The sequence below is a fragment of the Methanobrevibacter sp. genome, assembly GCF_017409525.1.
GTDB lineage: Archaea > Methanobacteriota > Methanobacteria > Methanobacteriales > Methanobacteriaceae > Methanocatella.
On the sequence record NZ_JAFQSO010000012.1, the window covers coordinates 72,947 to 97,215 of the forward strand.

At 35.5% G+C, this 24,269-nt stretch carries 28 protein-coding genes; 6 read left to right on the forward strand and 22 right to left on the reverse strand.

Going from position 1 to position 24,269, the window contains the following annotated elements; translation table 11 throughout:
* Positions 1-15: 15 nt before the first annotated feature.
* Positions 16-1,056, forward strand: coding sequence for an acyltransferase (locus IJE64_RS06015; RefSeq protein WP_292783436.1), 1,041 nt, complete (start codon positions 16-18; stop codon positions 1,054-1,056).
* 24 nt (positions 1,057-1,080) lie between these two features.
* Here the strand turns inward: IJE64_RS06015 and IJE64_RS06020 are convergent, their stop codons facing one another.
* Both IJE64_RS06020 and IJE64_RS06025 read right to left on the reverse strand, forming a co-directional pair.
* Positions 1,081-1,353 carry a hypothetical protein gene (locus IJE64_RS06020; RefSeq protein ID WP_292783439.1) on the reverse strand — a complete coding sequence of 91 codons (273 nt, stop codon included), beginning with the start codon at positions 1,351-1,353 and terminating at the stop codon, positions 1,081-1,083.
* A gap of 9 nt (positions 1,354-1,362) precedes the next feature.
* Entirely contained in the window at positions 1,363-1,560 is a 198-nt protein-coding gene (locus IJE64_RS06025) for a hypothetical protein (RefSeq protein ID WP_292783442.1), read from the reverse strand.
* A gap of 118 nt (positions 1,561-1,678) precedes the next feature.
* Here IJE64_RS06025 and msrA point away from each other — a divergent pair, with 118 nt between their 5' ends.
* Complete coding sequence (gene msrA, locus IJE64_RS06030) at positions 1,679-2,572, forward strand: peptide-methionine (S)-S-oxide reductase MsrA (RefSeq protein WP_394355593.1); 894 nt, start codon at positions 1,679-1,681, stop codon at positions 2,570-2,572.
* A gap of 4 nt (positions 2,573-2,576) precedes the next feature.
* The gene (locus tag IJE64_RS06035; protein ID WP_292783448.1) at positions 2,577-2,975 is read left to right on the forward strand and encodes a hypothetical protein; all 399 of its coding nucleotides are present in this window, start codon (positions 2,577-2,579) and stop codon (positions 2,973-2,975) included.
* Here the strand turns inward: IJE64_RS06035 and IJE64_RS06040 are convergent.
* Positions 2,962-3,942, reverse strand: coding sequence for an Mrp/NBP35 family ATP-binding protein (locus tag IJE64_RS06040; protein ID WP_292783451.1), 981 nt, complete (start codon positions 3,940-3,942; stop codon positions 2,962-2,964). The genes IJE64_RS06035 and IJE64_RS06040 overlap by 14 nt on opposite strands.
* Before the next feature lie 28 nt (positions 3,943-3,970).
* Positions 3,971-5,302 carry an FAD-dependent oxidoreductase gene (locus IJE64_RS06045; protein ID WP_292783454.1) on the reverse strand — a complete coding sequence of 444 codons (1,332 nt, stop codon included), beginning with the start codon at positions 5,300-5,302 and terminating at the stop codon, positions 3,971-3,973.
* A gap of 91 nt (positions 5,303-5,393) precedes the next feature.
* Between IJE64_RS06045 and IJE64_RS06050 the strand changes: the two genes are divergently transcribed.
* Entirely contained in the window at positions 5,394-6,023 is a 630-nt protein-coding gene (locus tag IJE64_RS06050; protein ID WP_292783456.1) for a CatA-like O-acetyltransferase, read from the forward strand.
* Here the strand turns inward: IJE64_RS06050 and IJE64_RS06055 are convergent.
* From IJE64_RS06055 to IJE64_RS06115, 13 genes are all read right to left on the reverse strand, one after another.
* The gene (locus tag IJE64_RS06055; RefSeq protein WP_292783459.1) at positions 6,020-6,502 is read right to left on the reverse strand and encodes a hypothetical protein; all 483 of its coding nucleotides are present in this window, start codon (positions 6,500-6,502) and stop codon (positions 6,020-6,022) included. The genes IJE64_RS06050 and IJE64_RS06055 overlap by 4 nt on opposite strands.
* Positions 6,503-6,508: 6 nt before the next feature.
* The gene (gene npdG / locus IJE64_RS06060; RefSeq protein ID WP_292783461.1) at positions 6,509-7,198 is read right to left on the reverse strand and encodes an NADPH-dependent F420 reductase; all 690 of its coding nucleotides are present in this window, start codon (positions 7,196-7,198) and stop codon (positions 6,509-6,511) included.
* 8 nt (positions 7,199-7,206) lie between these two features.
* Positions 7,207-7,758 carry a DUF2284 domain-containing protein gene (locus IJE64_RS06065; RefSeq protein ID WP_292783464.1) on the reverse strand — a complete coding sequence of 184 codons (552 nt, stop codon included), beginning with the start codon at positions 7,756-7,758 and terminating at the stop codon, positions 7,207-7,209.
* A gap of 263 nt (positions 7,759-8,021) precedes the next feature.
* A complete protein-coding gene (locus IJE64_RS06070) occupies positions 8,022-9,386 on the reverse strand; it encodes an MATE family efflux transporter (protein WP_292783467.1) in 1,365 nt (454 codons plus the stop codon).
* A gap of 4 nt (positions 9,387-9,390) precedes the next feature.
* A complete protein-coding gene (gene cca / locus IJE64_RS06075; protein WP_292783471.1) occupies positions 9,391-10,755 on the reverse strand; it encodes a CCA tRNA nucleotidyltransferase in 1,365 nt (454 codons plus the stop codon).
* Between the two features lie 4 nt (positions 10,756-10,759).
* Entirely contained in the window at positions 10,760-11,317 is a 558-nt protein-coding gene (gene thpR, locus IJE64_RS06080; protein ID WP_292783473.1) for an RNA 2',3'-cyclic phosphodiesterase, read from the reverse strand.
* An 8-nt stretch (positions 11,318-11,325) separates the two neighbouring features.
* Positions 11,326-12,456: a 3-dehydroquinate synthase II gene (locus IJE64_RS06085; protein WP_292783476.1), complete on the reverse strand. Its 1,131-nt coding sequence runs from the start codon at positions 12,454-12,456 to the stop codon at positions 11,326-11,328.
* Between the two features lie 8 nt (positions 12,457-12,464).
* Positions 12,465-13,256, reverse strand: a complete 792-nt coding sequence (locus tag IJE64_RS06090) for a 2-amino-3,7-dideoxy-D-threo-hept-6-ulosonate synthase (protein WP_292783479.1) — start codon at positions 13,254-13,256, stop codon at positions 12,465-12,467.
* 220 nt (positions 13,257-13,476) lie between these two features.
* Entirely contained in the window at positions 13,477-13,989 is a 513-nt protein-coding gene (locus tag IJE64_RS06095) for a trans-aconitate 2-methyltransferase (protein ID WP_292783481.1), read from the reverse strand.
* Positions 13,982-14,827 (reverse strand): pantoate kinase, encoded by an 846-nt coding sequence (locus IJE64_RS06100; RefSeq protein WP_292783483.1) that lies wholly within the window; start codon positions 14,825-14,827, stop codon positions 13,982-13,984. Before IJE64_RS06100 ends, IJE64_RS06095 begins: the two co-directional genes overlap by 8 nt.
* 25 nt (positions 14,828-14,852) lie before the next feature.
* Positions 14,853-15,398 (reverse strand): flavodoxin family protein, encoded by a 546-nt coding sequence (locus tag IJE64_RS06105; protein ID WP_292783486.1) that lies wholly within the window; start codon positions 15,396-15,398, stop codon positions 14,853-14,855.
* A gap of 81 nt (positions 15,399-15,479) precedes the next feature.
* Positions 15,480-15,986 (reverse strand): flavodoxin, encoded by a 507-nt coding sequence (locus IJE64_RS06110; RefSeq protein WP_292783488.1) that lies wholly within the window; start codon positions 15,984-15,986, stop codon positions 15,480-15,482.
* 64 nt (positions 15,987-16,050) lie between these two features.
* A complete protein-coding gene (locus IJE64_RS06115) occupies positions 16,051-17,274 on the reverse strand; it encodes an FprA family A-type flavoprotein (RefSeq protein WP_292783490.1) in 1,224 nt (407 codons plus the stop codon).
* An 85-nt stretch (positions 17,275-17,359) separates the two neighbouring features.
* Between IJE64_RS06115 and IJE64_RS06120 the strand changes: the two genes are divergently transcribed.
* Both IJE64_RS06120 and IJE64_RS06125 read left to right on the forward strand, forming a co-directional pair.
* Entirely contained in the window at positions 17,360-18,025 is a 666-nt protein-coding gene (locus IJE64_RS06120; RefSeq protein ID WP_292783494.1) for a histidinol phosphate phosphatase domain-containing protein, read from the forward strand.
* Positions 18,022-18,486: a DUF2115 family protein gene (locus IJE64_RS06125; RefSeq protein WP_292783497.1), complete on the forward strand. Its 465-nt coding sequence runs from the start codon at positions 18,022-18,024 to the stop codon at positions 18,484-18,486. Before IJE64_RS06120 ends, IJE64_RS06125 begins: the two co-directional genes overlap by 4 nt.
* Here IJE64_RS06125 and IJE64_RS06130 read toward each other — a convergent pair whose 3' ends face one another.
* The 5 genes from IJE64_RS06130 to metG are packed head-to-tail and all read right to left on the reverse strand — an operon-like array spanning position 18,487 to position 24,264.
* The gene (locus IJE64_RS06130; protein ID WP_292783500.1) at positions 18,487-19,155 is read right to left on the reverse strand and encodes a 2,5-diamino-6-(ribosylamino)-4(3H)-pyrimidinone 5'-phosphate reductase; all 669 of its coding nucleotides are present in this window, start codon (positions 19,153-19,155) and stop codon (positions 18,487-18,489) included.
* Positions 19,156-19,164: 9 nt separating this feature from the next.
* The gene (locus IJE64_RS06135; protein ID WP_292783502.1) at positions 19,165-20,178 is read right to left on the reverse strand and encodes a glycosyltransferase 4 family protein; all 1,014 of its coding nucleotides are present in this window, start codon (positions 20,176-20,178) and stop codon (positions 19,165-19,167) included.
* A 36-nt stretch (positions 20,179-20,214) separates the two neighbouring features.
* Positions 20,215-20,679 carry a helix-turn-helix domain-containing protein gene (locus tag IJE64_RS06140; RefSeq protein ID WP_292783505.1) on the reverse strand — a complete coding sequence of 155 codons (465 nt, stop codon included), beginning with the start codon at positions 20,677-20,679 and terminating at the stop codon, positions 20,215-20,217.
* A gap of 7 nt (positions 20,680-20,686) precedes the next feature.
* A complete protein-coding gene (locus IJE64_RS06145; protein ID WP_292783507.1) occupies positions 20,687-22,264 on the reverse strand; it encodes a DUF530 domain-containing protein in 1,578 nt (525 codons plus the stop codon).
* 11 nt (positions 22,265-22,275) lie between these two features.
* The gene (gene metG / locus IJE64_RS06150; protein ID WP_292783510.1) at positions 22,276-24,264 is read right to left on the reverse strand and encodes a methionine--tRNA ligase; all 1,989 of its coding nucleotides are present in this window, start codon (positions 24,262-24,264) and stop codon (positions 22,276-22,278) included.
* Between the last annotated feature and the right edge of the window lie 5 nt (positions 24,265-24,269).

Here is a 24,269-nt window from a genome sequence, read left to right on the forward strand (position 1 = left end):
ATATAATATGAACATATGGCAAATGAAAGATTGATGTGGGTAGATTGGATTAAATTTATAGCAATTTTTGGCGTGATTGGTGTTCACGTTTCATCATCACTTCTAAACCCCGATATCATATTCACATCAGAATGGTATCAGGGCGTCTTTGCCAACTCATTCTTCCGTTTTGGAGTGATTCTATTTATAATGACTTCAGGATTTTTAATTTTGAGAAGACAGCAATCTGTCAGCGAAATTCCAAAGCGACTTAAAAGAGTGCTTTTACCATTTATCTTTTGGCTGATTGTATATGCATTCGTGAAAGTTGCATTCCTAAAGGAATTAGGTCCGAATTGGAATGTTGGAGACATATTTATTTTTATATTGAAAGGCTTTTTAGACCCTACCATCGTTTCAATTCAATTCTGGTTTGTCTATATGATTCTTGGATTATACATCGTATCCCCTATTCTCAGCAGATGGATTCAGAATGCACCTATAAAAGAAATCGAATATGCACTCCTTGTTTGGGTTATTGTCAGCCTGCTGCAATTCATTAATGTTGATTCCATCATAATTGATTATCTTAGATATTTCACCGGAGCTATAGGTTATTTTGTCTTAGGATACTATCTGACAATCAAAAAGAACGACCTGACACAGAACAGGAAATTCGGATTAATCCTGTTCATAATAGGAACTGCAATAACATTCATCGGAACACTTGCATTCAGTTTCATGTCAGGAGAGCAGTCATTGTTCTTCATAAAACTAGGAGACATTACTCCAGGAGCATGTCTGCAGGGAATCGGATTGTTCATAGTTTTATACAATACCAACTTTGACGGAATCAATGAAAAAATAAATAATGTCATTGTTAAAATTAGCCTGTTGAGCTATGGAATGTACTTATGTAACATTTTATTCATTAAATTCTTTGAAAAAATTCATTTAATCAACTTAAGCGGCTTTACATTGCTCAATGTTTTAATTTCATCAATTATAGTCCTTATAGTTTCGGCTGTTGCAATTGAGATAATGAGCAGAATTCCAGTTTTAAAAATTTTTACTTAAAAAAAAAGAAATTTAAAGAGAAGATTATTCATCCAAATCCTCTTCATCTTCTTCAATGATATCCCCTTCAATATAATATCTTATTCTGTATGACCTTTTAAATCCATTCGCCACTTCACGTTTAGGTCTTCTTTTGCGTTTTATGCGTGGCCCATTCATGTCTTTGAAAGGATCTTGAAAAGGTTTGGCAAGATTTTTGTTTTCACGGTAATATGTGGAAATTCTACTTCGAGTATGTGGTGCTCGATACATTCTTTTTCTTAAAAGGCGCCTTTTACTTGAAACACGTCTTATCACAAGAATCACTTATTTTTTATTTCTGTTTATGTTTTTTGTTGCAGATTTATCTAAAGTTGCTTGAATTTCATCAATTCTTTCAACTACAACTTTAATTGCTTGTTCACCTTGACGGGTAGGGTTGATACCTTGTTCAACAAGCAATGCATCCCTAATATCTCTTAATCTATCAATTGAATCAATTTTCATTATGGTACTATAAAACATCCTAAATATCTCCTAATTAACTTATAGTATAATATGAATTTTATTATAAAAAATGTTTTTGACGGAAATCCATTTTCCAATAGCTAAATTAATTAACAAAAAAGAAGAATTATTAAATATGTTTGAAAAATTAGAAGTAATCTACTTGGCGGGAGGTTGCTTTTGGGGTGTTGAGGCATACATCTCAAGGCTCAAGGGAGTCAATCAGACTGAAGTCGGATATGCCAATGGCCGAGATTTGAGTCCAACTTATGAAAAGGTATGCACTGGAAAAACAGGACACGCCGAAACGGTAAAGGTAACATACAACCCTAAAGTGATTGCCCTTGAAAAACTGTTGGAGGAATTCTTCAAGATTATCGATCCACATTCCAGAAACAGACAGGGCGGGGATATTGGAACTCAATATAGAACCGGCATTTACTGGCAGGACCCCAAGCAAAAAGACATTGTCTTGAAATTTCTAGCCCGAAAGCAAAAGGAAGATAATAAAAAAATTGTTGTTGAAGCCCATCAGATCAGCAATTTCTATCCTGCTGAAGACTATCACCAAAAGTATCTGGAAAGAAACCCTCAGGGTTACTGCCATGTTGATTTAAGTTTAATAGACGATGAAGAATTCAAGCACTTGACGACAAAACAGTATCAAATAACACAGCTATCATTAACAGAACCACCTTATAGTGGTGAATACAATGACTTTTTTGAAGATGGTGTATATGTAGATGTCGTAGATGGTGAAATTCTATTCAGTTCAGATGACAAATTTGACTCAGGATGCGGTTGGCCTGCATTTTCCAAACCAATTTCAGATGATGCAGTTACTAAAAACAGAGATTTTTCCTATGGCTCAACACGCATTGAGGTTAGAAGCACAAAGTCAAACTCACATCTGGGCCACGTATTCAATGACGGGCCCGGTGGCTCAAAAAGATACTGCATCAACTCAGCCGCCTTGAAATTCATACCGAAAGATGAAATTGAAGACTATATTAACAACAAAAACAAATAGTGATATGATGAAACTAGAAGAGATAAAACACCCTGAGCTTAAAAATCATATCAACATGATTTATATGCATGGTGAAAACCAAAATCAAAAAGCCATTGAAAAAACCGAAAGTGACATTAGAGAATACATCAAAGACAAGTATTTTATAATATCCATTGAAGATGAGAAACCTGTAAAAATCCCTTATGGCAATGATGGATTGTATATTGTTCCCATCTTTACAGATGAGCAGGAATACATCATAGGAATGCAATATTTTTCACTCAATGTGATGGATGAAAATAAGGAATATATAATTGAAACATTAGATTACTTTAAAAAATTAAAGGAAGATCCTAATTTCTTAGGATACATCGTAAATATAGCAAGAGTAAGTTATATAATTAACACTACTCTTTTATAAACTCTTTTTGGATGTCAGAAACTATTTCAACAAATCTTTTTGAAACTTCATCGCTAGGGTCCAGTGTTGAAATGACACCGTCCCTATTCGGTGACTGGGAAACCTGCTCCTCTATTGGAAGGTCACCTAAATAGGCAATTTCCATTTCCTCAGCAAAGGCTTTTCCGTTACCTTCACCAAAGATATGTAATTTTTCACCGCAATGAGGGCAGACATAGTAAGCCATGTTTTCAATAAGACCTATTTTGTCAATGTTCATCATTCCAACCATCTTAACACATTTCAATACATCCTCTTGAGATACGACATTCGGTGTGGTTACCATGATTACAGCATCTGCATCAGGAATGGTTTGCAAAACTGTTAACGGTTCATCTCCAGTGCCAGGAGGATTATCAATGATTAAATAATCAAGTTCTCCCCAATGAGCATCGGAAATCAACTGTTTGATGGCTCCTGTTTTTTGAGGACCTCTCCAGATGATAGGAGTGTCAATGCTGTCCAATAAAAATGCCATAGACATTACTTTCAATCCGCTTTCAATAGTTACAGGGAACATTGAATGTTTGTACTCTTCTTGCTTTGCTTTAATGAAAGCAGCCTGTTCCTCTTCACTTTCAAAAGTTTCTTTTGCCATAGCATCTTCTGTAAGTTCCTTGAAAACTTCAAATTGATAATTGCTGAATGATTCACCATACAGTTCAATGCCCAACATTTTTGGAATATTCGGTCCGTGAATATCGGCATCTAGGATACCAGTTTTAAATCCCAATTTCTGCAATGTTTCGGCAATGTTGGCTGCTACGGTAGATTTTCCAACTCCTCCTTTTCCACTCATGACCACTATCTTATGTTTAATCTGGCCAAGATTCTTTGCAAGTCTTATTTCTTGTTCAATCATTTGTCTTTGTTGTTCAGGTGTCATCTGGCCTCCGTGACCATGATGACCATGTCCATGTTCAGGCATTAGTATCATCTCCTCCAAAATATTTTATTTAAGTAAATTTCTTGCTTACCTCTTCAACAGCAAGGATTAATGGGTCTGTAACCATTGATACTGGAGGTGCATATGCAAATTCCATATTGCTTAAATCAAAGCAGGTCAATCCTTCAGTAATAGCTAATGTCATTGTATCGATTCTCTCAGCTACCCTTTCCTCAGCGATGATTTGACATCCTATAATGGTTCCATTTCCATCACATATAACTTTAATATCCATTGGTTTTGCATTAGGATAGTAGCGGGCTCTTGTAAGTGCTTGTACCTTTTGGACTACAGGCCTGATTTGATTCTGTTGGGCGAAACTGGTGGTATAACCTACAGCACCAAATTCCAACTTGCCCACTTTTGATACCATTGAGTTCAATACTGGGTTAAATTTGGATTTCTTGCCGCAAATTGTACGTGCTAAGGTTTTTGATTCCCTAACGGCAGTGGTTCCCAAGTGGGAAATAGTATTTGATCCCAAAATTAAATCTCTTGATTCAACACAGTCCCCTACCGCATAGACATCTTCCACTGATGTTTCCATCCTATCATTTACAATGATTGCCCATCTTCCAATGTTGCAACCAGCCATTTCAGCCAGTTTTAGTTCAGGTCTGACACCAGTTGCCATGATGACCATATCTGCATCATAGAGTTCCTCATCTCCAAAGCAAGCCTTTTCCACTTTTCCATCACCAATCAATTTTGTAATCGGTTTTCCAAGCACAACCTGTATGCCTTCCATTTCCAAGTATTCAACTAGAATATCAGACATGTCTTTATCAATAGATCTTGGAACAATTTGAGGCATCATTTCACTTAAAATAACGTTCAATCCTTGCTTTTTAAGTGCGAAAGCTATTTCAATACCAATTAAACCTGCACCAGTTACAATAGCGCTTTTAGCTTCTTTCATTGCTTCCTGTACTTTGATACCATCATCAATGTTTCTGATTTTAAATACACCATCCAAGTCTACCCCTTGCATAGGAGGTACAAATGGATTTCCACCGGTTGCAAGAACCAATTTGTCATAGTCAATGATATTTTCTTTTCCATCTTTTACATATGTAACTGTCTTTTTATCTGAATCGACTGCAGTCACTTCTGATTCTATGATAACATCAATATCTTTGTTTTTATAATCTTCAGGAGTTCTCATGACAATATCATCAAAGGATTCGATTGTACCTGACAATACATATGGAATGGCACATGGAGAATATGCCACCTTATTATCCCTTGTGAGAACTGTAATTTCTATATCCTTATCAATTTTACGTATATTTGAAGCTGTAGAGATTCCTCCAGCTCCTCCACCTACAATTACTACTTTCATTATAACAAAACCACTTTAAGATTTATAACAGTAATATATATTATTGAATACATATAAAAAAGTAACTATTCATAAGTTTTTAGGTTAAAAAATGAGAGAAATTGAATTTAATTTAGATGAAAACCCGTTCATCGAATTTTTGTCATCAAGATATTCTATGACCGCCAGAGTCAACGTTGAAAAACTATGGAACTTCTGTCATGACAATAACAAGTCATTCTTTATAATGTCACTTGGATGTCTGATGAATGCCGTTAATAAAGTTCCCCAGTTAAAAAGAAGAATAATTGATGGTAAAGTCGTGGAATTTGACTACCTGGAAGGAACAACACCAATAATGGATAAGAATAAGAATATTTATAGAGAAATGAGAGTTGAGACACCACAAAATTTTGATAATAATTTAAAGTGGCACGATTATGTAAAAGACCTCTCAAAAAGCATTCTATCAGGTGAAAATGATAGTTTCCTTTTAGATATGCATAAAAGAGATGCTGAAAATATTGCGAATTTCTCATGCATTCCATGGGTTGATTTCGACTCAGTTACAAATTGCGTAGTTAATCCAAACCAGATACAACCGCTGATAACCTGGGGGAGAGTTAACAGGGACTATGAAATGAGCATTTCAATAACAGTAAGCCACATCTTTGTCAATGGCAGGGAACTGGGATATTTTTATGAAAACACTCAAAAAGAGTTTAATCAATTAACTGATTAATATTCATATTTTATTTCATTTATAATCTTTTCCAAATATTTCTTTTTTAAAACAAGTTCTCTTTTATTAGCTAATTTATCATTGTTAGGTTGAGGTACTTTTTCTTTCATGCGGGAAGCTCCCAAATATTTTGTATCCCCCTCCCGTAATTTATGAGCCTCACCCAAATCAATTGCCTTTTTAATAATATAATAATCACCGAAAAGCACATCAAAATCATTGCTTAAATAGTAGACTTCCAAATCTGTTATTAAACGACTTTCATCAAACCATATTATAAAAAGAGCTTCTTTTTTGAATAAATCAGAAAAGGAAATCAAGTTAAAATAATCTAAACTAGCCAGTTTAAATTTTGAAGCAGGATATCTCCTGCCGCAATTCTTATAGATATAACCAAGTTTTGCAAAAATAAAGTCTTCGGATTCATCTAAACGAATTTCATCAACATTTCTGCCAATCAATTCTTTAAATGAATCCATATGAATCTAATCTTTGTCTAATGCTGGAATTCCAGTAATTCTTAAACCACCATAATGGGACTTATACTTAATGTTAAGGCCGATTAAAAGTGGAGTGATTTTCTCGATGATTCTAGCCTTTTCCAGAATGCCTGTATCGATAGTTTTTACGCCAGGTATCTTGTCGATTATCTCAGCGGCAGTCTCTTTAGCTTCCTTATCGTCACCTGCAATTAGGCAGTCACAGTCAATTTCTTCCGGAATGTTTGCCAAGTGAGAGTTTGAGATGTTACAGAATGCACAGATTACTTTTGCACCAGTTCCTTCCAAAATGGAAGCGGTTCTCTCAGCTGCAGATCCTTCCATCAAGTCTATGAACCTGAATGGTTTTCCCCCAATTGCTGTTTCGAGAGGCACAGTTGCATCCATGACAATCTTGTCATGACAGAACTCTTTTATTCCTTCAATGGTTGGCTTTTGAGCGGCTAAAGGCACTGTTATTATTAACACATCACCCTCTTTTGCAGCATCCTCATTTGCCATACCCTTCATATTGGACAAATCATAGTCCGCCAGGTCTTCTTTTGCTTTTGCAACAACGTCAAGTGCTTTTTCTTCTTTTCTAGAACCTACAATTACATCCACACCAGCAATAGCCAATCTTTCTGCAATTCCAAGTCCCTGAGGTCCTGTTCCGCCTATAACACTAACAATCATTTTATCACCTATTTTTTATCGTACAGCAAACCACCAACGAATATCAGATATTCAGGTAGTTTTCCGTCTTTTGCATATTTTATTTTATAACCGAAAAGATCTTCAATTGCCTTATCCACATCGCCACCCAAGGCCTCTATAGGATATCTCATCTTGAATGGCATTTTGCAAGGCATGTTAAATTCCCTTGTGCATCTCATGCACAGGTTGCATTTTCCCAAAAATAGTCCTAAAGCATTTTCATTTTCAAGAGCATAAATATCATTCATCAGTTTGACTTTCATTCTCTCAAAGCGCTTTAAAACAAACTCCAGTTCATTATCTTCAAATGTATGTGCCAGTTCCTCTTCGGAAAAATCAATCTTGAAAGCGATGATTTTAAGTTTATTGTATGAGTTCCAAACATCATCCACATCAAATTCGAATGGAGGGTAATTCCAGTTGTATCCCAGCAATTCCTGTTCTTCTATGCACAATTTAGAAATCCTTTCAAAATCGACATAATTTTTGTAAAAATCTTCAACATCAACATCGACTGTGAGTTTTTTAATCTCAGACATATTTATTAATATTGTAATTAAACATTATAAAACTTACTCTGAAAACAAATATTATTCATATATTTTCAATATTTTTTAAATTATACTGAACAAATTTAAAATAAATATTTTAAAATATGTACTAAAATTATATGGCCCTTATTGAAAATTTAATTAAAAAATATTTTACAATCCGAAATCTTCCACCATATAAATGAAAACAGCGAAAATAATTTAATAACCTACTTAAAACATTACAAAATAACCATATTTGCTAAACAGTTTTAATTTTTAAAATAGCTTTTATGCTTATTTAGATAATAATTGATGTAGATATACCCAACAATGGAACCTACGGACATTCCACATACGAGTCCCGCATAAACTCCAACCACTCCCCAAGCGAATACAAATGCAAATAGGCCGGCAAATATCACTTCAAGAATGAATGACCTCAATATTGTCAATATTAATGAAAGTGTTCCTTTTCCCATTGATTGGAATATGTTTCCTGCAAGTATACCGAATGGCATGAACAATATGAAGAAGCACAATATTCTTAGGCATTGTGTTATGCTTGAGGCCAGAACGGCACTATCTGCAGAATATGAGAATATGAATGACAAAGGATCTGCACATATGAAGAAAAATGAAGACACGATAATCGATGAAATCAATCCTAATTTAATTCCATAATTAAGTGCTGTTTTTAAATTGACTAGGTTACGCGCTCCATAAGCAGCCCCTCCAACTGTCAAGGCCGCCACACCGATACCTATCAATGGAGACATTCCAATTGAAACCAGCCTCCAAGTGGCAGTATATGCGGCAACTGCAAGGGTTCCGGATAATATTGTAAGCCAATAATTCATTAGAATGGACACAAATGATATGATGAACTGTTCCAGGCTTGCTGGAATACCGACCACCAGAATATCCTTATATATTGAAAAATCAGTTTTATATTCACTCATTTTGACTTTCAAAAAGCTGTCCTGCTTGATGAACATCCAATATACCATAGGCAATGCTGCAAGCACTCCTGCTAGAACTGTAGCAAGGCCTGCGCCGGCCACTCCCAAAGATAAATAGTAAATGAAAATCGGATCCAGTATCATGTTAATAATAGCTGTAAGCATTAACGGATAAGATGCCCTTTTCACCTCACCCTGAGCCCTGAAGATGGCAGCCATCATTGCAGGCAGAAATACGGAAAAGATACCTCCAATAACAATTGAACCATAAGCCATAGTTTCTGAAATTACTTCACCAGCACCCATCATTAAAAGCAAAGGCTTCAGAAGTATTAGAATTAAAATTGTAGAGATGATTGTCATTATGATGGAAAGCATTATAGAATGTATTGCACTGTTTCCAGCCGCCTTATAGTCTTCAGCACCGATGCATCTTGCAATCAAACTGTTTGAACCTGCACCCAGACCATTTGCAAAACCCACCAAAGCTAAAAACAAAGGCGTTACAAATCCGACAGCCGCAAGAGGGTGCGGACCCAATCCAGAAACCCAGATACCATCGATGATATTGTTCATCATCATGAACAAATAGCTTATAATGATAGGCAATGCCAACTTATTTATCGCCTTTTTGGGATGGTTTACAATTAAGTCAATGTCTTCTGTTTTCTGCATCAGTTCACCTTACAATATACTGTCCAGGATGAATAAAATCGTCTAAGAATTCAAGATAATCATCATTTTCGATTTCATCGACATTTATAAATTCATAAGTATTAATAATATTCTTCTTGAGGTTTTTTCCAACTTTAATAAGTCGAATATTCTCTTTTGTGAAAATATGCTTAACCAAATCAATGGCTTGGCTAAATTGCCTTTTCTGTGAGTGTACCAGGAAGTCGCCTTGAATATAGCAGTTTTCACGACCGTATTTTGATGTGAAGTTCTCGCAGGCCTTGTTAATGAATACTTTTGGACCGACATTTACTTTAATGTCATTTAATTTTGATGAAGCCATTTCAAGTAAAATCACACCTGTAAATACCTCATCGCTCCAATAATCAGCTTTAAACACGTTGAATTCCTCATCGTTTAACTTGCGCTCCAATGCTTCACAGGTCTTCTTGAGCTGAGGATGCAATGTATCAAGAGGAATGTCCGGAATCTCAAATCTGATTGCAATGACATCACTATTCCTTTTTGCAAATTCATTGATTAAATCATCTTTATTCAAATTCCTTTTAAGAGGGTAAAAATAGTCTTTCTTATTGTCTGAGAACAAATAATTTCTGCAGGACTGAATGAATTCCGCCATTTTGTTCAATCTCAAAGCGGCCGCAACATTTCTGTTTGCATCTGTAGGGTCGATTACAATTAATGGATCATCGAACAGCTGTGCAGTCCCATAGTTTTGCAAATCTATTACATGGCCATATTGCCAGTTGATGGCTGCATTCAGAGTGCTTTCAAAGTCACCATATTCCAAAATAAGCAGCTCGCATAGATAACCTGCAAACCCTCCTACCTTAAACTCTGAACCATAAGTTCCTGTCATTGCCATGAACCTTTTAAGCAAAAGGACTTCATCTTCCTGAACTTGGGTTAAATTCTCTTTAATGTAACGAGTATGCAAGATTGTTCTATCGACAGCTGATTTGAGTTCACTTCCCTTGCTTATTGCATAACATGGCACGATGTCAACCTCAAATCCTTCAATGTCTGCTGTGACGTATGGGTGTGAAGCATAATGATGTTCAGCATCACCGTCAAATTCATCACAACATTTATGGGCCAATTTAAGGCCAGCTTTTTTTAAAAATTGTTTATCTGTATCCAGAGGAAATGCAATGAATATGTCTATATCCGATTTTCCCTTCAATGCAGTGTTTTTTGCAACAGAACCAACAAGAGAAACTTTTGCATCAATATTTTCGTCATCACATATATCCTGCAGGTAATTCATCAGATTATGTGATAAGCTATCGATTTCCTTTTTCTCTTCAGAAGTTGGCTTGATGTCTTTTAAAATTAGATTATAATCCATGAAATCACAATTCAAAAACTTTCAAATCTTCATATATTGGACCTGCAGGCGTTAGGGTAGATTTCTTTAGAGATATCCTGTCAACAGTCATCTGACCAATTTCAACATTGCTAAACTCTTCAATTGTTTTTTTGACCTTATCTTTATTTTTTGCCGTTTTCATGCGCCCGATAGTCAAATGAGTAGAGAATCTCCTGTCCTTATCAAAGCCCAATTTGGAAAATTCGCCATCCAGTCTATCATGCAATTGCCTGATAATGCTGTCTTCATCGATTCCAATCCATATCACTTTTATATGATTGTTATTCGGAAATACTCCGCAACCTTTGATTTGAATGTCGAAAGGTTCGAAATCAGATACGGCTTCTGCAATTTTATTTTCAAGCAAATTCAAACCGTTTGTATCTATATCGCCAAAGAATTTCAAGGTCAAATGCAGGTTAGCCAATTCAACATACTTGATTTTGGTATTGATGGACTTGAACTCTTTAATAATTCTATTAATCCTTGGCTTTAAGTCATCATCCAAATCAATTGCTAAAAATGCTCGTACCTGTGACATTTTCACACCTACTGTTCAATAATTGTTTCATCAATAGCTATTCCAAAGTGACGTGCATTATCTTCAACATAGACCTTTACCTTATCGCCCTGCTTTACATCAGCTACTGAGAGAGGTTCGTCATTTGCATCAACAATTCTGATTGTTTCTGCATTTTGCAGGAGAGTCCTTATGGTTTTTCCTTCATAGTCCGCTTCTATTAAAATCAAAGGCCTTCTTTCGATTTTGCTCCTTCCAACATAAGCTGTTCTACTTTCCCCTTTTGTATTTACAATCAATACTTCGTCTCCTGCAACAAGTTCTGATAGGTATCTTGTTTTGTTTCCTGGAACCATTACATATGCCTGAACCGGCCCAGCATTTACTCTAAACGGTCTTGATGCCACATATTCACTTTCCAATGATTCTGAGTGTACTAAAAACATGGATTTTGAATATGATCCTATAAGCATTCCTTCTCCAGGTTTCATCATGTCTGTTGTATCAACACATACTCTGTCGCCAGAGCCTAAAGGTTTTACATTAGTTACAGTAGCTATTTTTAATTCATAGTTAGATTGGGATGCTTTAATAACTTCTTCAGCCATTCTTTTAGTTTGATTGAAATCATTGGCTTCAAAAATGATTCCATCAGTTCCATGTTCCAATGTCTCCAAAGCTACCTTTGCACCATCCAAGTCACGCACTGCAGCGATAATTTCCACATCTACTTTCTGCAAATCCGCTATGATATTTTCCAGGGGGATGATTGTCCAGTCAGTTCCAACCAATATTATATAGTCGACAATAGAACCTAATTTAACGGCCAGCTGTTCATGTGCCTTATCTGTAATTTTTATATAAGCACATACAGTTTTGCCTTCGCTTTTTGCCTTTTTGGCATTCGCGATGTCAGTTGAATCTGTAAAATCATCTTTTAAATCTAAAAATCCGTCTCCTTCACCATTAATGCCTACAAGATATATGTCTGCATCTTCATTGTTCGCAATGATTTTTACATTGCCTAACTTTCTGATGTTTTCTATATCATCAAAATCCAATACATGGTCGATTCCGGATTCCAATGCAGTGGTAATCATTTCTTTTTTATCTTCCCACAATTCATCAGGAGTACTAATCCAAGCGAATTTGTTTTGCATTTAACCACCTATTTTAAGAATTTCAAAGCTTCTTCAACTTCTAAATCATGGTGAACTACTTCTGCAATAGCCCTTGTAATTTTACCAGGATTTTCAGCCTGGAATAAATTACGTCCGAAAGCAACACCTGCTCCGCCAACTTCAAGTGAATCCTTCACCATATTCAACAGGTCTTCATCTGTGTCAACTTTAGGACCTCCTGCAATGACTACAGGAACGATAGCACCTTCAACAACTTCCCTAAATGAATCTGGATCACCAGTATAATTGGTTTTTACAATGTCAACTCCAAGTTCTGAACCTACACGTGCGGCATGCTTAACGAATTCCACATCATGCTCGTTTTCCACTTTTTGGCCTCTTGGATACATCATCGCTAGAAGCGGCATTCCCCAGTAGTCACAAGTCTCAGCTATTCCACCTAATTCCTGCAACATTTGACTTTCAGTTTCGCTTCCAAGGTTTACATGGATTGATACTGCATCCGCACCAAGTTGAATGGCTTTTTCCACACTTGTTACGGTTACCTTATCATTTGGATCCGGTGCAAGTGATGTACTTGCAGATAAGTGTACAATAAGACCAATGTCTTTACCGTAACCTCTGTGTCCTTGCTTTACAATACCCTTATGCATTAGTATTGCATCTGCTCCACCTTGGGAGATTTCATCAACAGTCTCGTCCATGTCTATAATTCCCGGAATCGGACCGCTAGATACACCATGGTCCATCGGTGCAATTACAGTTCTTCCAGTATTTCTGTTAATGATTCTTTCTAAACGAATCTTTTTACCTATCATATTAAAACCTCATTATTTATGAATTATATTTTCTCAATTATGGTATATAATAGTTATTGTACAGATAACGACAACAAATAAGTAAATATTATAAATTTATTAATATTATACTAATTAAATTAAACAAAAATATAATTTATTGTTGGAAACTATTATTCCATAAATGTAAATTTAGATAAAAATATACAAACAAAATTATTTTAAATTTAAAACTAATTAACTATTTTTTTAGAGAGGAAGTCCACAAATCAAATTCCTTAATTTGTGGAGGAATGCCAGAATCATGATAGCTTTCAAGATAACCTTCATTTGATGAAATATCCTCACCGCTGACACTTGCCGAATTTACAAATTCCAACAGCCCACGATTTCTGATTGCAGCATGCTTTGGTTTAAAAGTAGAAGACCAGATATAAAATACTTTAAAAACAGTGTCCGGATGATAGCCTCCACCCAAATCAATAGCAAGCACATCACAGGATTGAGTTATTTCAAACACATTAGCTATAACATCATGAAGACGAACATCACCAGAAATGAATTCAACATCCAGTTTGGCCATTTCCCCAATAGCTTCAGGGGAATTGTCAAGTGCAATGACCCTGCACCTATCTGCCAGTAGCCGGGTTGTCCCTCCAACATGACATCCCAATTCTATAACCGTATCGCCATCTTCAACCAGACCAAGTAGATTTTTCCTGTAGTCATTTATGTCGTAGCTAAGTTTAATCATAAGTTATCCCAAAATTGTTGAGTTTATCTATATGTAAGTTTTCAATGTTTAGGTTTTTGAGGGCATCTTCATCATATGCAAAGGCAAATGCAGTATTTCCAAGCATTGCCATGGAACTGCCCAAAATATCACTCGAAGAATTAAAATAATCAATTAGATTTTTAACTTCGTCTGAGATTAAATCAATCTCTTTAGAAAATTCCGCAGAAAATGTCAAAAAATTCTCCAATGTTGGTTCATCCTCAAATTTTTCAAGGAATTTTGAACCTGAAGTGGTGATTATCTCTTTAAAATGAGAATCCGAAATGATGTCCGATGTTTCAATACCTCCAAAGGTTTTCCATCCTACAAAGACATCCTCATTAAATGATTTTATCTCACCAATGCCAGGAGCACCAGGTTTGGTTCTTAAAACTAATCCATTACCAGTTTGGGCTATTACATCACCTAAACCTGCCCCCAAATTGACTTCAGCCATATGCGCAATCTGGCCGCAAAGCTCCAGCGAATATCCTAAGTTCAAGAATTCATTGATGGCCAGCGTTAAACTTAAAGCGGAAGCTGCTGATGTTCCGAAACCTGCACCTATCGGCAATTGAATGTCCTGAGTTATTCTAAAGTTACTTTCAATTTCCAAAATGGACAATACTTCATCAATTACGGTTGAATCCCCCTGATTAACATCAATCTCAAGTTCGTCAGAGGGCGAAATTGTTGTCTTTACTCCTTTGGAAAGTAAAAAGCCGGCACCGCATGATCCATTTTTCAATTTGATTTCATGGCTATTGATTGTAAAAAAGCCTGTGATGTGGCCCGGCACGAATACTGAATTTGTCATGTTAAATAATTTGTTTTCAGTTTAATTAAAATTTTTGACCAATTTCATATGCCTTTTTAAGGTCTTCCTCTTTTTCATCTGCATCGCCAATGAACTTGACGCCTGCAACCTCTAAAGTCTCTATAAATTCAAGTTCAGTGTTATTTATAAATGGTTGTGCTTCAGTGAGCTTAATATAGGTTTCATATATATCCTTGCCAGGATATGCATGAGTAATTATCATTGCGGCCTTACCATCAAATTTCTTATCCGGATTGTTGAAAATGGAATAGAACCTATCAACTATTGTCTTTGCCTGCGCTGTTATCTGTCCAAAATAGATTGGTGAAGCAAGAATTATGCTAGCTCCTTCAGCCAATTGATTGATAATTTCGGCTCCGTCATCTTCGTATCTGCAGTCTTTACCTTTTGCACAGATTTCACAGCCACTGCACGGATTAATATCTAAATTTTGCAAATAGTATTTAATCACTTCATGGCCATTGTCTTCAGCGCCTCTAATCATCTCATCCAGAACTCTATTTGTATTGCCTTTCTTTCTAGGACTTCCCTGTATAGCTAAAATTTTCATGATATAACCTCTAAATCTAATTAATTTAAAAAAAGTATTTAAAAATTACTAAAAAAATTTAAAAAAAAGTGAAAAAATGAATTATTCATTTATCCATGTTTCGACAGTATCTTTTGAATCATATACATTTGCACCTGGAATTGATAAACCCTTTTTGATTTCAGCTCCCGCACATAACTTCTTCAAATCTTTTTGTGCAAAACCAAAACCAGAACCCTCATGGGTCACGAATGCCTTAACTGTCTTATCTGTGAAATCAAGTTGTTCCAGTTGTGTAAACATAGGCATTGGAAGAGTTCCCCACCAATTTGGAAAACCAATGTAAATTGTATCATATGATGCTATATCACCTAACGCTTCTTTAATTTCAGGCCTTGCATCATCCTGCTGTTCCTTTTTAGCCACATCAATACATTTCATATAATCTTCAGGATAATCGACTATTGGTTCTACTTTGAATAAATCAGCGCCAGTAATTTCTTGTATATATTCAGCAATCACTTCAGTGTTTCCCTTTTCAATATTTTTTAGCTCGCCGCCGAAGTAGTTTTCACCACTTCTTGAAAAATAGATTATCAAATCTTTCATGATAATTCCCCATTAAGTAATATATCACAAAACTGTAAAAATAAAAAAATAAGAATAGTTAAAACTATTCCTTAATAGATCTGGCCAATTCTGCACCCTTTTCAAATGCTTCGGCAAGCACATCTTCATCAGGTACAAACAACACATCTAAAGTATCGCTTACAGTGAAACCTGCCTCTTCCAAATCTCTTTCGAGTTTTTTAACAGCTCCACCACCCCATCCTTTAGATGAGAATATTAAAGCATTTTTCTCGCTGCCTGTTCCTTTAAAGTTGACACAATCCAACCAATACATCATGTTTCCGATTCTAGGGAATGGCTTGTTCATCATGGTAGGGGCACCAAGTGCTATGGCTTTAGAATCTAAAATATCGGTAATTACATCATCAGGACCGTCTTCCTGCATAAAGTACATTACGGCTTCAACACCTTCACTCATAATTCCTTCAGCAATTTGGAAGGCTAGTTTTTCAGTTGAATGATGCATTGTATCATAAATGATTGTGATTTTATCCTTGCATATGCCGGATCCCCATTCACCATATTTTTCTACAATTGGAGCAGGGTTTTTCCAGATTTGACCGTGGCATGGCGCAATCATTTTAATGTCATTAATCAAACCGGTATTTGTCAATTCATCCAGTTTCATCCTAAGCATTGGAGAACCTAATGTTACAAGATTTGCATAATATTTTTGCGCTTCCCTAAGCAAGTGGTCTAAAGAATAATCCTCATCAAATCTTTTTGAATAAGCCACATGCTGTCCGAATGCATCATTTGAAAATAGAATTCCATCTTCGGCAAGCAAAGTGAACATGCTGTCAGGCCAGTGCAACATTGGAGCGGATATGAATTTTAAGGTTCTGCCACCGATATCAAGTTCATCACCTGTTTGAACAGCATTCATTTCTAAATCTGAGAAATTATGATATTGTGCTTCCAAGAATTTAATACAGTTAGCAGAAGCATATATTTCTGCATCAGGATTATATTCTTCAATTGTTTGTCTTAAAAAAGTGGAATGATCCATTTCAGAGTGGTTTTGAACAAATACATCGATTTTGAAATCTTTTCCTTCTTGAGCGAAAGCGTCTTTTACTCTTGCATCAAACTGTTCAAACATTCCTCTATAAACATTATCTATCAATACAGTTTTTTCTTCACCAAATACTAGATAAGCATTGTAGGTAGTGCCTGGAATGCCATATCCATGGAAGGTTCTACTGTTCCAGTGAATAACACCAACCCAGTATACACCGTCAGCTATCTTTACTGCTTTAGCTTTCATATTATAACCTCAAATATTTAAGTTATATAAATTTATATCAAATGTGATATATATAATATTATATTTACTAAAAGGAGTTATTATTTTGAATAAAAGAATCGATTTACATATGCACAGTTTATTCAGCGATGGAGAATTATTGCCATCCGAACTTGCAAGAAGAGCCTTAAAACTAAATCATGAAGTCATAGCCATTACAGACCATGTTGATTACTCCAATGTTGACACAATTACAGCCATCCAGGATGCAATTGATGACATTAATGCGAATTGGGACATCACTGTTGTTCTGGGCGCTGAAGTAACACATGCCCCATGCGAGTCAATCGACGGAATCGCTGCAAAAGCAAAGGATTTAGGAGCAGAAATCATTGTCGTGCATGGTGAAACATTAAACGAGCCTGTCACCCCCGGAACCAATAGGGCTGCAGTAGAGTCAAGCCATGTTGACATACTTGGACATCCAGGATTGATAACAGTTGAAGAAGCAGAAATCGCAAAAGAAAACGGCATTTATCTAGAAATTTCTGCCCGTAAGGGACACTGTCTTGGAAATGGCCATGTGGCAAACGTTGCTCGTGAAGTCGGAAACAAACTACTGGTAAACACAGACACACACTCACCGGACAACATCATCACTTTTGAAAAGTCCTATGAAATTGCTAGAGGTGCAGGACTAAGCAATGAAGAAGCTATTAAAGCAATCGTTGACAATCCACGTGAACTTCTAAAAAGCAAAGGAATTTTATGAAAGCATCAAAACTTTTAAAAATCATTCAAAAGGATTTGAAAGATTATCCCATCGATTACTTGAGAAATAAGGTAACTGATGAGCGATACAAAGACCCCCTCACCAAAAAACTTGCAAAATACAACTCCGGCGTCTATGACGACATATATGCTACAGAAATAATCGATGATTTTGATATTAAGGACAATGTAATCAAAAATATGCGCTCAGATATAGGCTATTATTTCGATACCTATGCAGGCGGTGATGAGCAAACCAAACGGTTCACCGAGAACATTTCACTCTTTTTAGCACTAATCGATAAAAAACCGCTTCATCCATACAGTGAAGATAAAAGCGATGATGTGTATTACTTTAATGGAGATTACTACTGTAAAGGACGGATCAAATACATCCACGACAAAAGATCCTTATGCAAATATTGTATTTGTAAAAATGTAGGGTTTAGTGGCTTGTTTTAATTATTTCAATACTTTATATGTTAAAATTAAATCCTTACCCAATGAATAAGAGCCAACTAGCTCCAATCTTACAGCTTCATCCATTGTGTCAAAGCCTTCACCGTCAAAGAAAGTCTTTGCATTAGCACCCCCAACCACCATAGGAGCAACGCAAATTCTTATCTCATCAATAAGTCCTGCTTTAATCATGGAAAAGTTTAAAGTTGATCCGCCTTCAAGCATCAGCTTCTCGATTCCTTCCTCATGAAGATAACTCATTAGAGAGCTTAAATCCACCCTTTTATCCCCACTCCAGAAAAACTTCACTCCTCTTTTTTTGAATGTTTCATACCTATCAGAAACCATAAAATCATATTTATATTCATTGGCGCCTGCAATTATTGTTTTTGCATCTTTATTTGTGATTCTTGCGGCAATTGGAGTCCTGCATTTACTGTCGACTACTATCCGAACAGGATTATCCTCTGGATTTGCGTCAACCTTGTGAACTGTTAGTCTTGGATCATCAGCAAGCACTGTTCCGATTCCAACCATTATCCCATCGCAGTCCTTTCTAATTTCATGAACCCTTTTTAAATCCTCTTCACCCGAAATATTTGAACTTCCGGTTTGAGTAGCAATCTTGCCGTCTAATGTCATGGCAGCATTTAAAATTACATATGGCCTCATTATTTCACCTTATATATGATAGAACAGCTCCTTTATTTGCAAGAAGTTCATCAATGTTTTATTTTCAAGCATTCCCGGCATTATCAATGCAACAATAATACCCAATATTCCAAAAACAATACCTATTGCCCAAATTATCTTTACTGCATCCTTTTCTGCAATCGGTTTTCTCAAAATTAATCTAATCAATGATTTGAAGCCAACATCAGGCCTTACCAATTTTCCTTCATCATTCAATTGCGTTGGTGTTTGCTGCTGGCGATTCATCACACCTGCTGAATAGAATTTTAAAGCAGCATCAATGATATGCGGCATCAGAACTATAATGGCAATCAATTTTACCCTGCCTATAAATGCGATGCACACGACGGCTGCACCAATAATCAATGTACCTGTATCTCCAGGGAAAATTTTAGCAGGATACCGGTTAAAGTATAGAAATGCAATCAAGGCACCGAGCATGCTCATAGAGATTATGGTTACATCATACTTTCCCAAGATTATACATGCGATTGTCAGTGATGCCATTGAAATTATGCCCAATCCAGATTCAATTCCATTTAAACCGGCCAGCATATTAGTCAAGTTGGATCCGATTGAAAGTGCGATAGGCATGCTGATAAGATAGAATATGCCCACATTAGGTGGCGCTGCCCAAATCAATGGAAGGCCTGCCAAAAACAATAAGAAGAATTTTTCCTTAGAGGACAATGCAAGCAAGTCATCAATAATGCCTATCATGCCAACAAGCAAAATTACAAGCAAGACAACTACTAGCTTGAAGGTCAAATCCTCATGCATGCAGATTCCGGAAAACATCCCAATTATAAATCCAAACAGAATCCCAAATCCACCCATCTCAGCAACAATGGGTTTCCAGGATTTATGGATATCTTTTCCAACAATACCCACTTCCTCAAGTTTTTTAATGATATTCGGCATGGATAACCGTGTTACAAAAAAAGATATAAGACCACAGATTATTGCTATTGCATACAAAGGAAGTTGTGGTAGAATCATCATATTTAATTATTTAACATTCATTATTAAAAAAAGTAATTATTTTTTATTTAAGATATAATAAACGGTCCTAAGTGGAATATCCAATTTTTCTGAAATCTCTTTAGCGGATAACCCCTCATCTTTTAGGTTAATAACTTCTTCATGATTATATTTTCGTTTTCTATTGTCAAAATCAGCACCGCTTTTATTTAAAAGATAATAAACTCTATTTATCGATAAATCCAGCTCATCTGCAATTTCACGAGCCGATAAACCCTCATTCGATAATTTCAATACTTCAAACTCGGCCCCATTAGATTTTGATTTAGATCCCCAGTTATATTTTTTAACCACTTCAATATCAAGTTGTGATAGAACATCGATATACGTTTTTGATGTTCTGCCATAAACGCTGGGAGGACAAGTAATCTCCTCCAAATTCGGATATTTATCTATCAGTTCTACAATCAAAGAAGAAGAAAGAGCCTTTGATATATGAATTGTTCTTGTATTATCATCCATATAATCACTATTTTTTTATTAAATCCAAAAATTTCTTAGATTTATCGCTTTTCGGATTTTTAATTTGGTCAATGTTTTTTATTTCTTTTTTTATTCTTGATTCATTAATATTGAATGCATTACTAATCTCTTCCATCTCAACTTCACCGTTTAAATGAATCAAAGCGGCTCCCAAGGCCACCTGATTAAATTTGATATTTGAGTTTCTGGATTGCTTTTCAAATTTGAATTTCTCATACAATAACAAATCCATTTCATATATTGACATTATTTTAATATCAGTGAAATTATTTAAGGTTTCGATGACTTTAGCATATGTAGTTTTGAAGACTTTTCTCTGTTCACGGTCAAGTTCCACCCTAATGTAAGGGAATGGCCCATTTATAATTTTACGGGAATTATTGGAAGTTGTAAGATAATACTTAAAAATATCCCACATTATCAGAGTTGAAGCGATGTTTTTAAAAGTATTTTTATAAATGGAATCCTTAATTTTTATATCCCTACTTAAAGACCTTTTGATATTTCCAAAACGATCAATGTAATTTAATTTTTTAAATTCCTCTTGAATTTGAGCTTCTCTCCAAGTTTCAATTGCATTTAAATCAAATTTATCTATAAAATCAGGAGTTAAATTTTCATATTTTGCAATCGTATCATAATATTTATTTAACCTTTTAAAATCTGTTAACCTTCTTTTTAGAATATCATCTTTAATGTCGTTTATGATTTCTTCAGAATATTTGACATATCCAAGAGCAAGAGCAGTTCTGGCATGCTTATCATCAATAATGGCGGGTTTAGTTCTATGGAACCTCAAAGCCTCTATCCTAACGTTTCGACCATAAATGCGCCTTACTTCCTCCTCATAATTATTCACATATTCAGAATCAAGGGTGAAGTTCTTTCTTATCAGACGGTTATTCTTATCTCTGAATCTAACAACAAGAGAGATTGTTTTTACAACACCTTTACGCTCTTGTTTAAGAATATTTAAAACTTGCTTAAAAGATTCACGGCCATAATTTGAAAGTTCTCCCATCAATACCATATAATTTCCGGACAATGGTAAAAATGGAATTATTTCAAGCCTATGAGTTGCTTCCTTATTTATTTTGAATGTAAAACCCATTGATCCGCAACTGCATTTGGCATCAAGTTGTTTATAGTCATTGATTGAATATTTCTTATAACATGAATTGCATTTCACATACCCGAATTGTTCTAGATTTCCAATTGCAATCTTATGAGAGTCAATAGCTGATTTGACCCTATCCAAAATATTTTTTTTAGAATTCGCTCTCATTCTAAAAATCTGATTGTGGCGGCTGTTTTCGCCTACCTCCTCAAGAGATACGTCAGCCACCGATTTAGTACCGTACCGATTCAAGGATGTAAAAGGAGCAGTATATCCTTGAGCATCCATATCATCCTTTAGGTTTTGTAAATAATCTAATCTGTCAACTAGCTTAAAATAAAGATTTTTGAAATTGTCAAAATCCTCAATATCATCCAATATGATTTGGTCATTTGAAATTTCTTTTAAGAATTTCTCGGCTTTATTTACTAGGACAGACTCTTCCATATCAATCAAATTTATTGAATTCTTTCGCCGACTTTTCCTGCTTCATCTGGATATAGTAAAGCACCTGTTTCACCTGTAGCCAAAATCATGCCTTCAGATAAAGTTCCGAATAATTTTGCTGGCTGCAAATTAGCTACAACACAGACTTTTCTATCGACTAACTCTTCTGGTGAGTAGAATTTTGCAAGGCCTGCAACAATTTGCCTTGGCTTGTCTTCTCCAATGTCAACTTGTAATTTTAATAGTTTATCGGATTTCTTTATTTTTTCAGCTTCCAATACTTGTCCTATCTTAATTACGACTTCATCAAAATCATCAATACTAATTAAATCGCTCATGTTTTCATCCTCTTTTTCTTTTAGGTTTTCCTGTAATTTTGCTTTTTCAGCCTCGATTACTTCATCATCAATCTTTTTAAATAATGGTTTTGCCTTGTTTATTTCATGGCCTGCAGGTAAAAATACACTTGCATCTTTCCATTCATTTAAATTTTCTATATTCATAATTTTAGCTATCTCATCAGCTTTGGTTGGTAGATATGGTTTTAAAGTGAAAGCCAATGTTTTAGCCAGTTGATTTGATAAATATAAACAATTAGCTGCTTTTTGCATGTCCTCTTTTACAGCTTTCCATGGTTCCTGATCGTTGAAATATTTATTTCCTTTTTTAGCCACTTTAAATATTTCAAGCAAACCTTCCCTAAATTCGAATTTAGAGATATATTCCCCTGCTTTTGAAGGCAAGTTTTCAATGGCACTCTTGAATTCCTCATCCTCCGTAGACGGATTTGCATATTCAGGAATCTTATTGTCAAAATATTTGCGGGTGAATGTAAATGTCCTGTGCAGGAAATTGCCGATTACATCAGCCAATTCATCATTGTTTCTTCTTTGGAAATCATCCCATGAGAAGTCTGAATCCTTATTTAAAGGAGCATTGATTGTAAGGTAATATCTTAATAAATCAGGATTGAAATCCTTTACAAAATCAGCTATCCAAATTACCCAATTTTTACTTGTAGACATTTTTTCCCCTTCAAGAGATAAAAATTCCCCAGCATAAATCATGTCAGGCAACTTGCATCCATATGCCTTTAGGAGTCCCGGCCAGAAAATTGAATGGTGGTAAATGATATCCTTTCCAATGAAATGCACTACAAAATCATTCCAGTATTCTTCCCATTTCATGCCTGATTGGCTGGACCATTGGCTGGCTGAAGAGATATAACCTAAAAATGCTTCAATCCACACGTATAGTACCTTACCTTGAGCTTCATCAAGAGGCACTGGAATACCCCAGTCCATATCCCTTGTCAAGGTCCAATCGTTTAAACCTTCCTTTAACCAATTAGAAGCATAATTTTTTACATTTGCCGGGAGGTTTTCGTTTGAAGAGATGTATTCCTTTAAATCGTCCTCAAATTCGGACAACTTAAATGCATATTGGAAAGTGTCCTTGATTATTGGAGCTGTACCGCATGTAATGCAGTGAGGTTCATCAAGCTCCGTTGGGTCAAGTGCCTTTCCACATTTCTCACAGTGATCCCCTCTTGCTTCAGACCCACATACAGGACACAGGCCTTCAACATACCTGTCAGGCAAGAACTTATTACAATTAGGACAATATAACTGTTGAATGTCTTGCCTGTAAATTAACCCCTTTTCATACAGGTCCATGAAGAAATTCTGAGCAATCTCATAGTGAACTTCATCTGTAGTTCTTGTAAAATTATCGAGAGATATGTTCATTGATTCTACATCTTTAACAATCATATCATGATATCTTTTAGAAATTTCAATTGGTTTTTTATTTTCCTTATCCGCCTTTACTGCAATCGGTGTTCCATGTTCATCAGTAGCGCAAACCAACAACACATCATTACCAATCATTCTATTATACCTTGCATAGATATCTGCCGGCAAATAAGTAGAACGAATATGGCCTAAATGACATGGACCATTTGCATAAGGAAGTGCACATGAAATAAATATTTTAGACATTTATA

Coding starts and splice junctions, on each gene's coding strand:
- IJE64_RS06015 (WP_292783436.1), top strand. CDS start 16: ATGGCAAATGAAAGATTGATGTGGGTAGATTGGATTAAATTTATAGCA.
- IJE64_RS06025 (WP_292783442.1), bottom strand. CDS start 1,560: ATGTTTTATAGTACCATAATGAAAATTGATTCAATTGATAGATTAAGA.
- msrA (WP_394355593.1), top strand. CDS start 1,679: ATGTTTGAAAAATTAGAAGTAATCTACTTGGCGGGAGGTTGCTTTTGG.
- IJE64_RS06035 (WP_292783448.1), top strand. CDS start 2,577: ATGATGAAACTAGAAGAGATAAAACACCCTGAGCTTAAAAATCATATC.
- IJE64_RS06040 (WP_292783451.1), bottom strand. CDS start 3,942: ATGCCTGAACATGGACATGGTCATCATGGTCACGGAGGCCAGATGACA.
- IJE64_RS06045 (WP_292783454.1), bottom strand. CDS start 5,302: ATGAAAGTAGTAATTGTAGGTGGAGGAGCTGGAGGAATCTCTACAGCT.
- IJE64_RS06050 (WP_292783456.1), top strand. CDS start 5,394: ATGAGAGAAATTGAATTTAATTTAGATGAAAACCCGTTCATCGAATTT.
- IJE64_RS06055 (WP_292783459.1), bottom strand. CDS start 6,502: ATGGATTCATTTAAAGAATTGATTGGCAGAAATGTTGATGAAATTCGT.
- npdG (WP_292783461.1), bottom strand. CDS start 7,198: ATGATTGTTAGTGTTATAGGCGGAACAGGACCTCAGGGACTTGGAATT.
- IJE64_RS06065 (WP_292783464.1), bottom strand. CDS start 7,758: ATGTCTGAGATTAAAAAACTCACAGTCGATGTTGATGTTGAAGATTTT.
- IJE64_RS06070 (WP_292783467.1), bottom strand. CDS start 9,386: ATGCAGAAAACAGAAGACATTGACTTAATTGTAAACCATCCCAAAAAG.
- cca (WP_292783471.1), bottom strand. CDS start 10,755: ATGGATTATAATCTAATTTTAAAAGACATCAAGCCAACTTCTGAAGAG.
- thpR (WP_292783473.1), bottom strand. CDS start 11,317: ATGTCACAGGTACGAGCATTTTTAGCAATTGATTTGGATGATGACTTA.
- IJE64_RS06085 (WP_292783476.1), bottom strand. CDS start 12,456: ATGCAAAACAAATTCGCTTGGATTAGTACTCCTGATGAATTGTGGGAA.
- IJE64_RS06090 (WP_292783479.1), bottom strand. CDS start 13,256: ATGATAGGTAAAAAGATTCGTTTAGAAAGAATCATTAACAGAAATACT.
- IJE64_RS06095 (WP_292783481.1), bottom strand. CDS start 13,989: ATGATTAAACTTAGCTACGACATAAATGACTACAGGAAAAATCTACTT.
- IJE64_RS06100 (WP_292783483.1), bottom strand. CDS start 14,827: ATGACAAATTCAGTATTCGTGCCGGGCCACATCACAGGCTTTTTTACA.
- IJE64_RS06105 (WP_292783486.1), bottom strand. CDS start 15,398: ATGAAAATTTTAGCTATACAGGGAAGTCCTAGAAAGAAAGGCAATACA.
- IJE64_RS06110 (WP_292783488.1), bottom strand. CDS start 15,986: ATGAAAGATTTGATAATCTATTTTTCAAGAAGTGGTGAAAACTACTTC.
- IJE64_RS06115 (WP_292783490.1), bottom strand. CDS start 17,274: ATGAAAGCTAAAGCAGTAAAGATAGCTGACGGTGTATACTGGGTTGGT.
- IJE64_RS06125 (WP_292783497.1), top strand. CDS start 18,022: ATGAAAGCATCAAAACTTTTAAAAATCATTCAAAAGGATTTGAAAGAT.
- IJE64_RS06130 (WP_292783500.1), bottom strand. CDS start 19,155: ATGAGGCCATATGTAATTTTAAATGCTGCCATGACATTAGACGGCAAG.
- IJE64_RS06135 (WP_292783502.1), bottom strand. CDS start 20,178: ATGATGATTCTACCACAACTTCCTTTGTATGCAATAGCAATAATCTGT.
- IJE64_RS06140 (WP_292783505.1), bottom strand. CDS start 20,679: ATGGATGATAATACAAGAACAATTCATATATCAAAGGCTCTTTCTTCT.
- IJE64_RS06145 (WP_292783507.1), bottom strand. CDS start 22,264: ATGGAAGAGTCTGTCCTAGTAAATAAAGCCGAGAAATTCTTAAAAGAA.
- metG (WP_292783510.1), bottom strand. CDS start 24,264: ATGTCTAAAATATTTATTTCATGTGCACTTCCTTATGCAAATGGTCCA.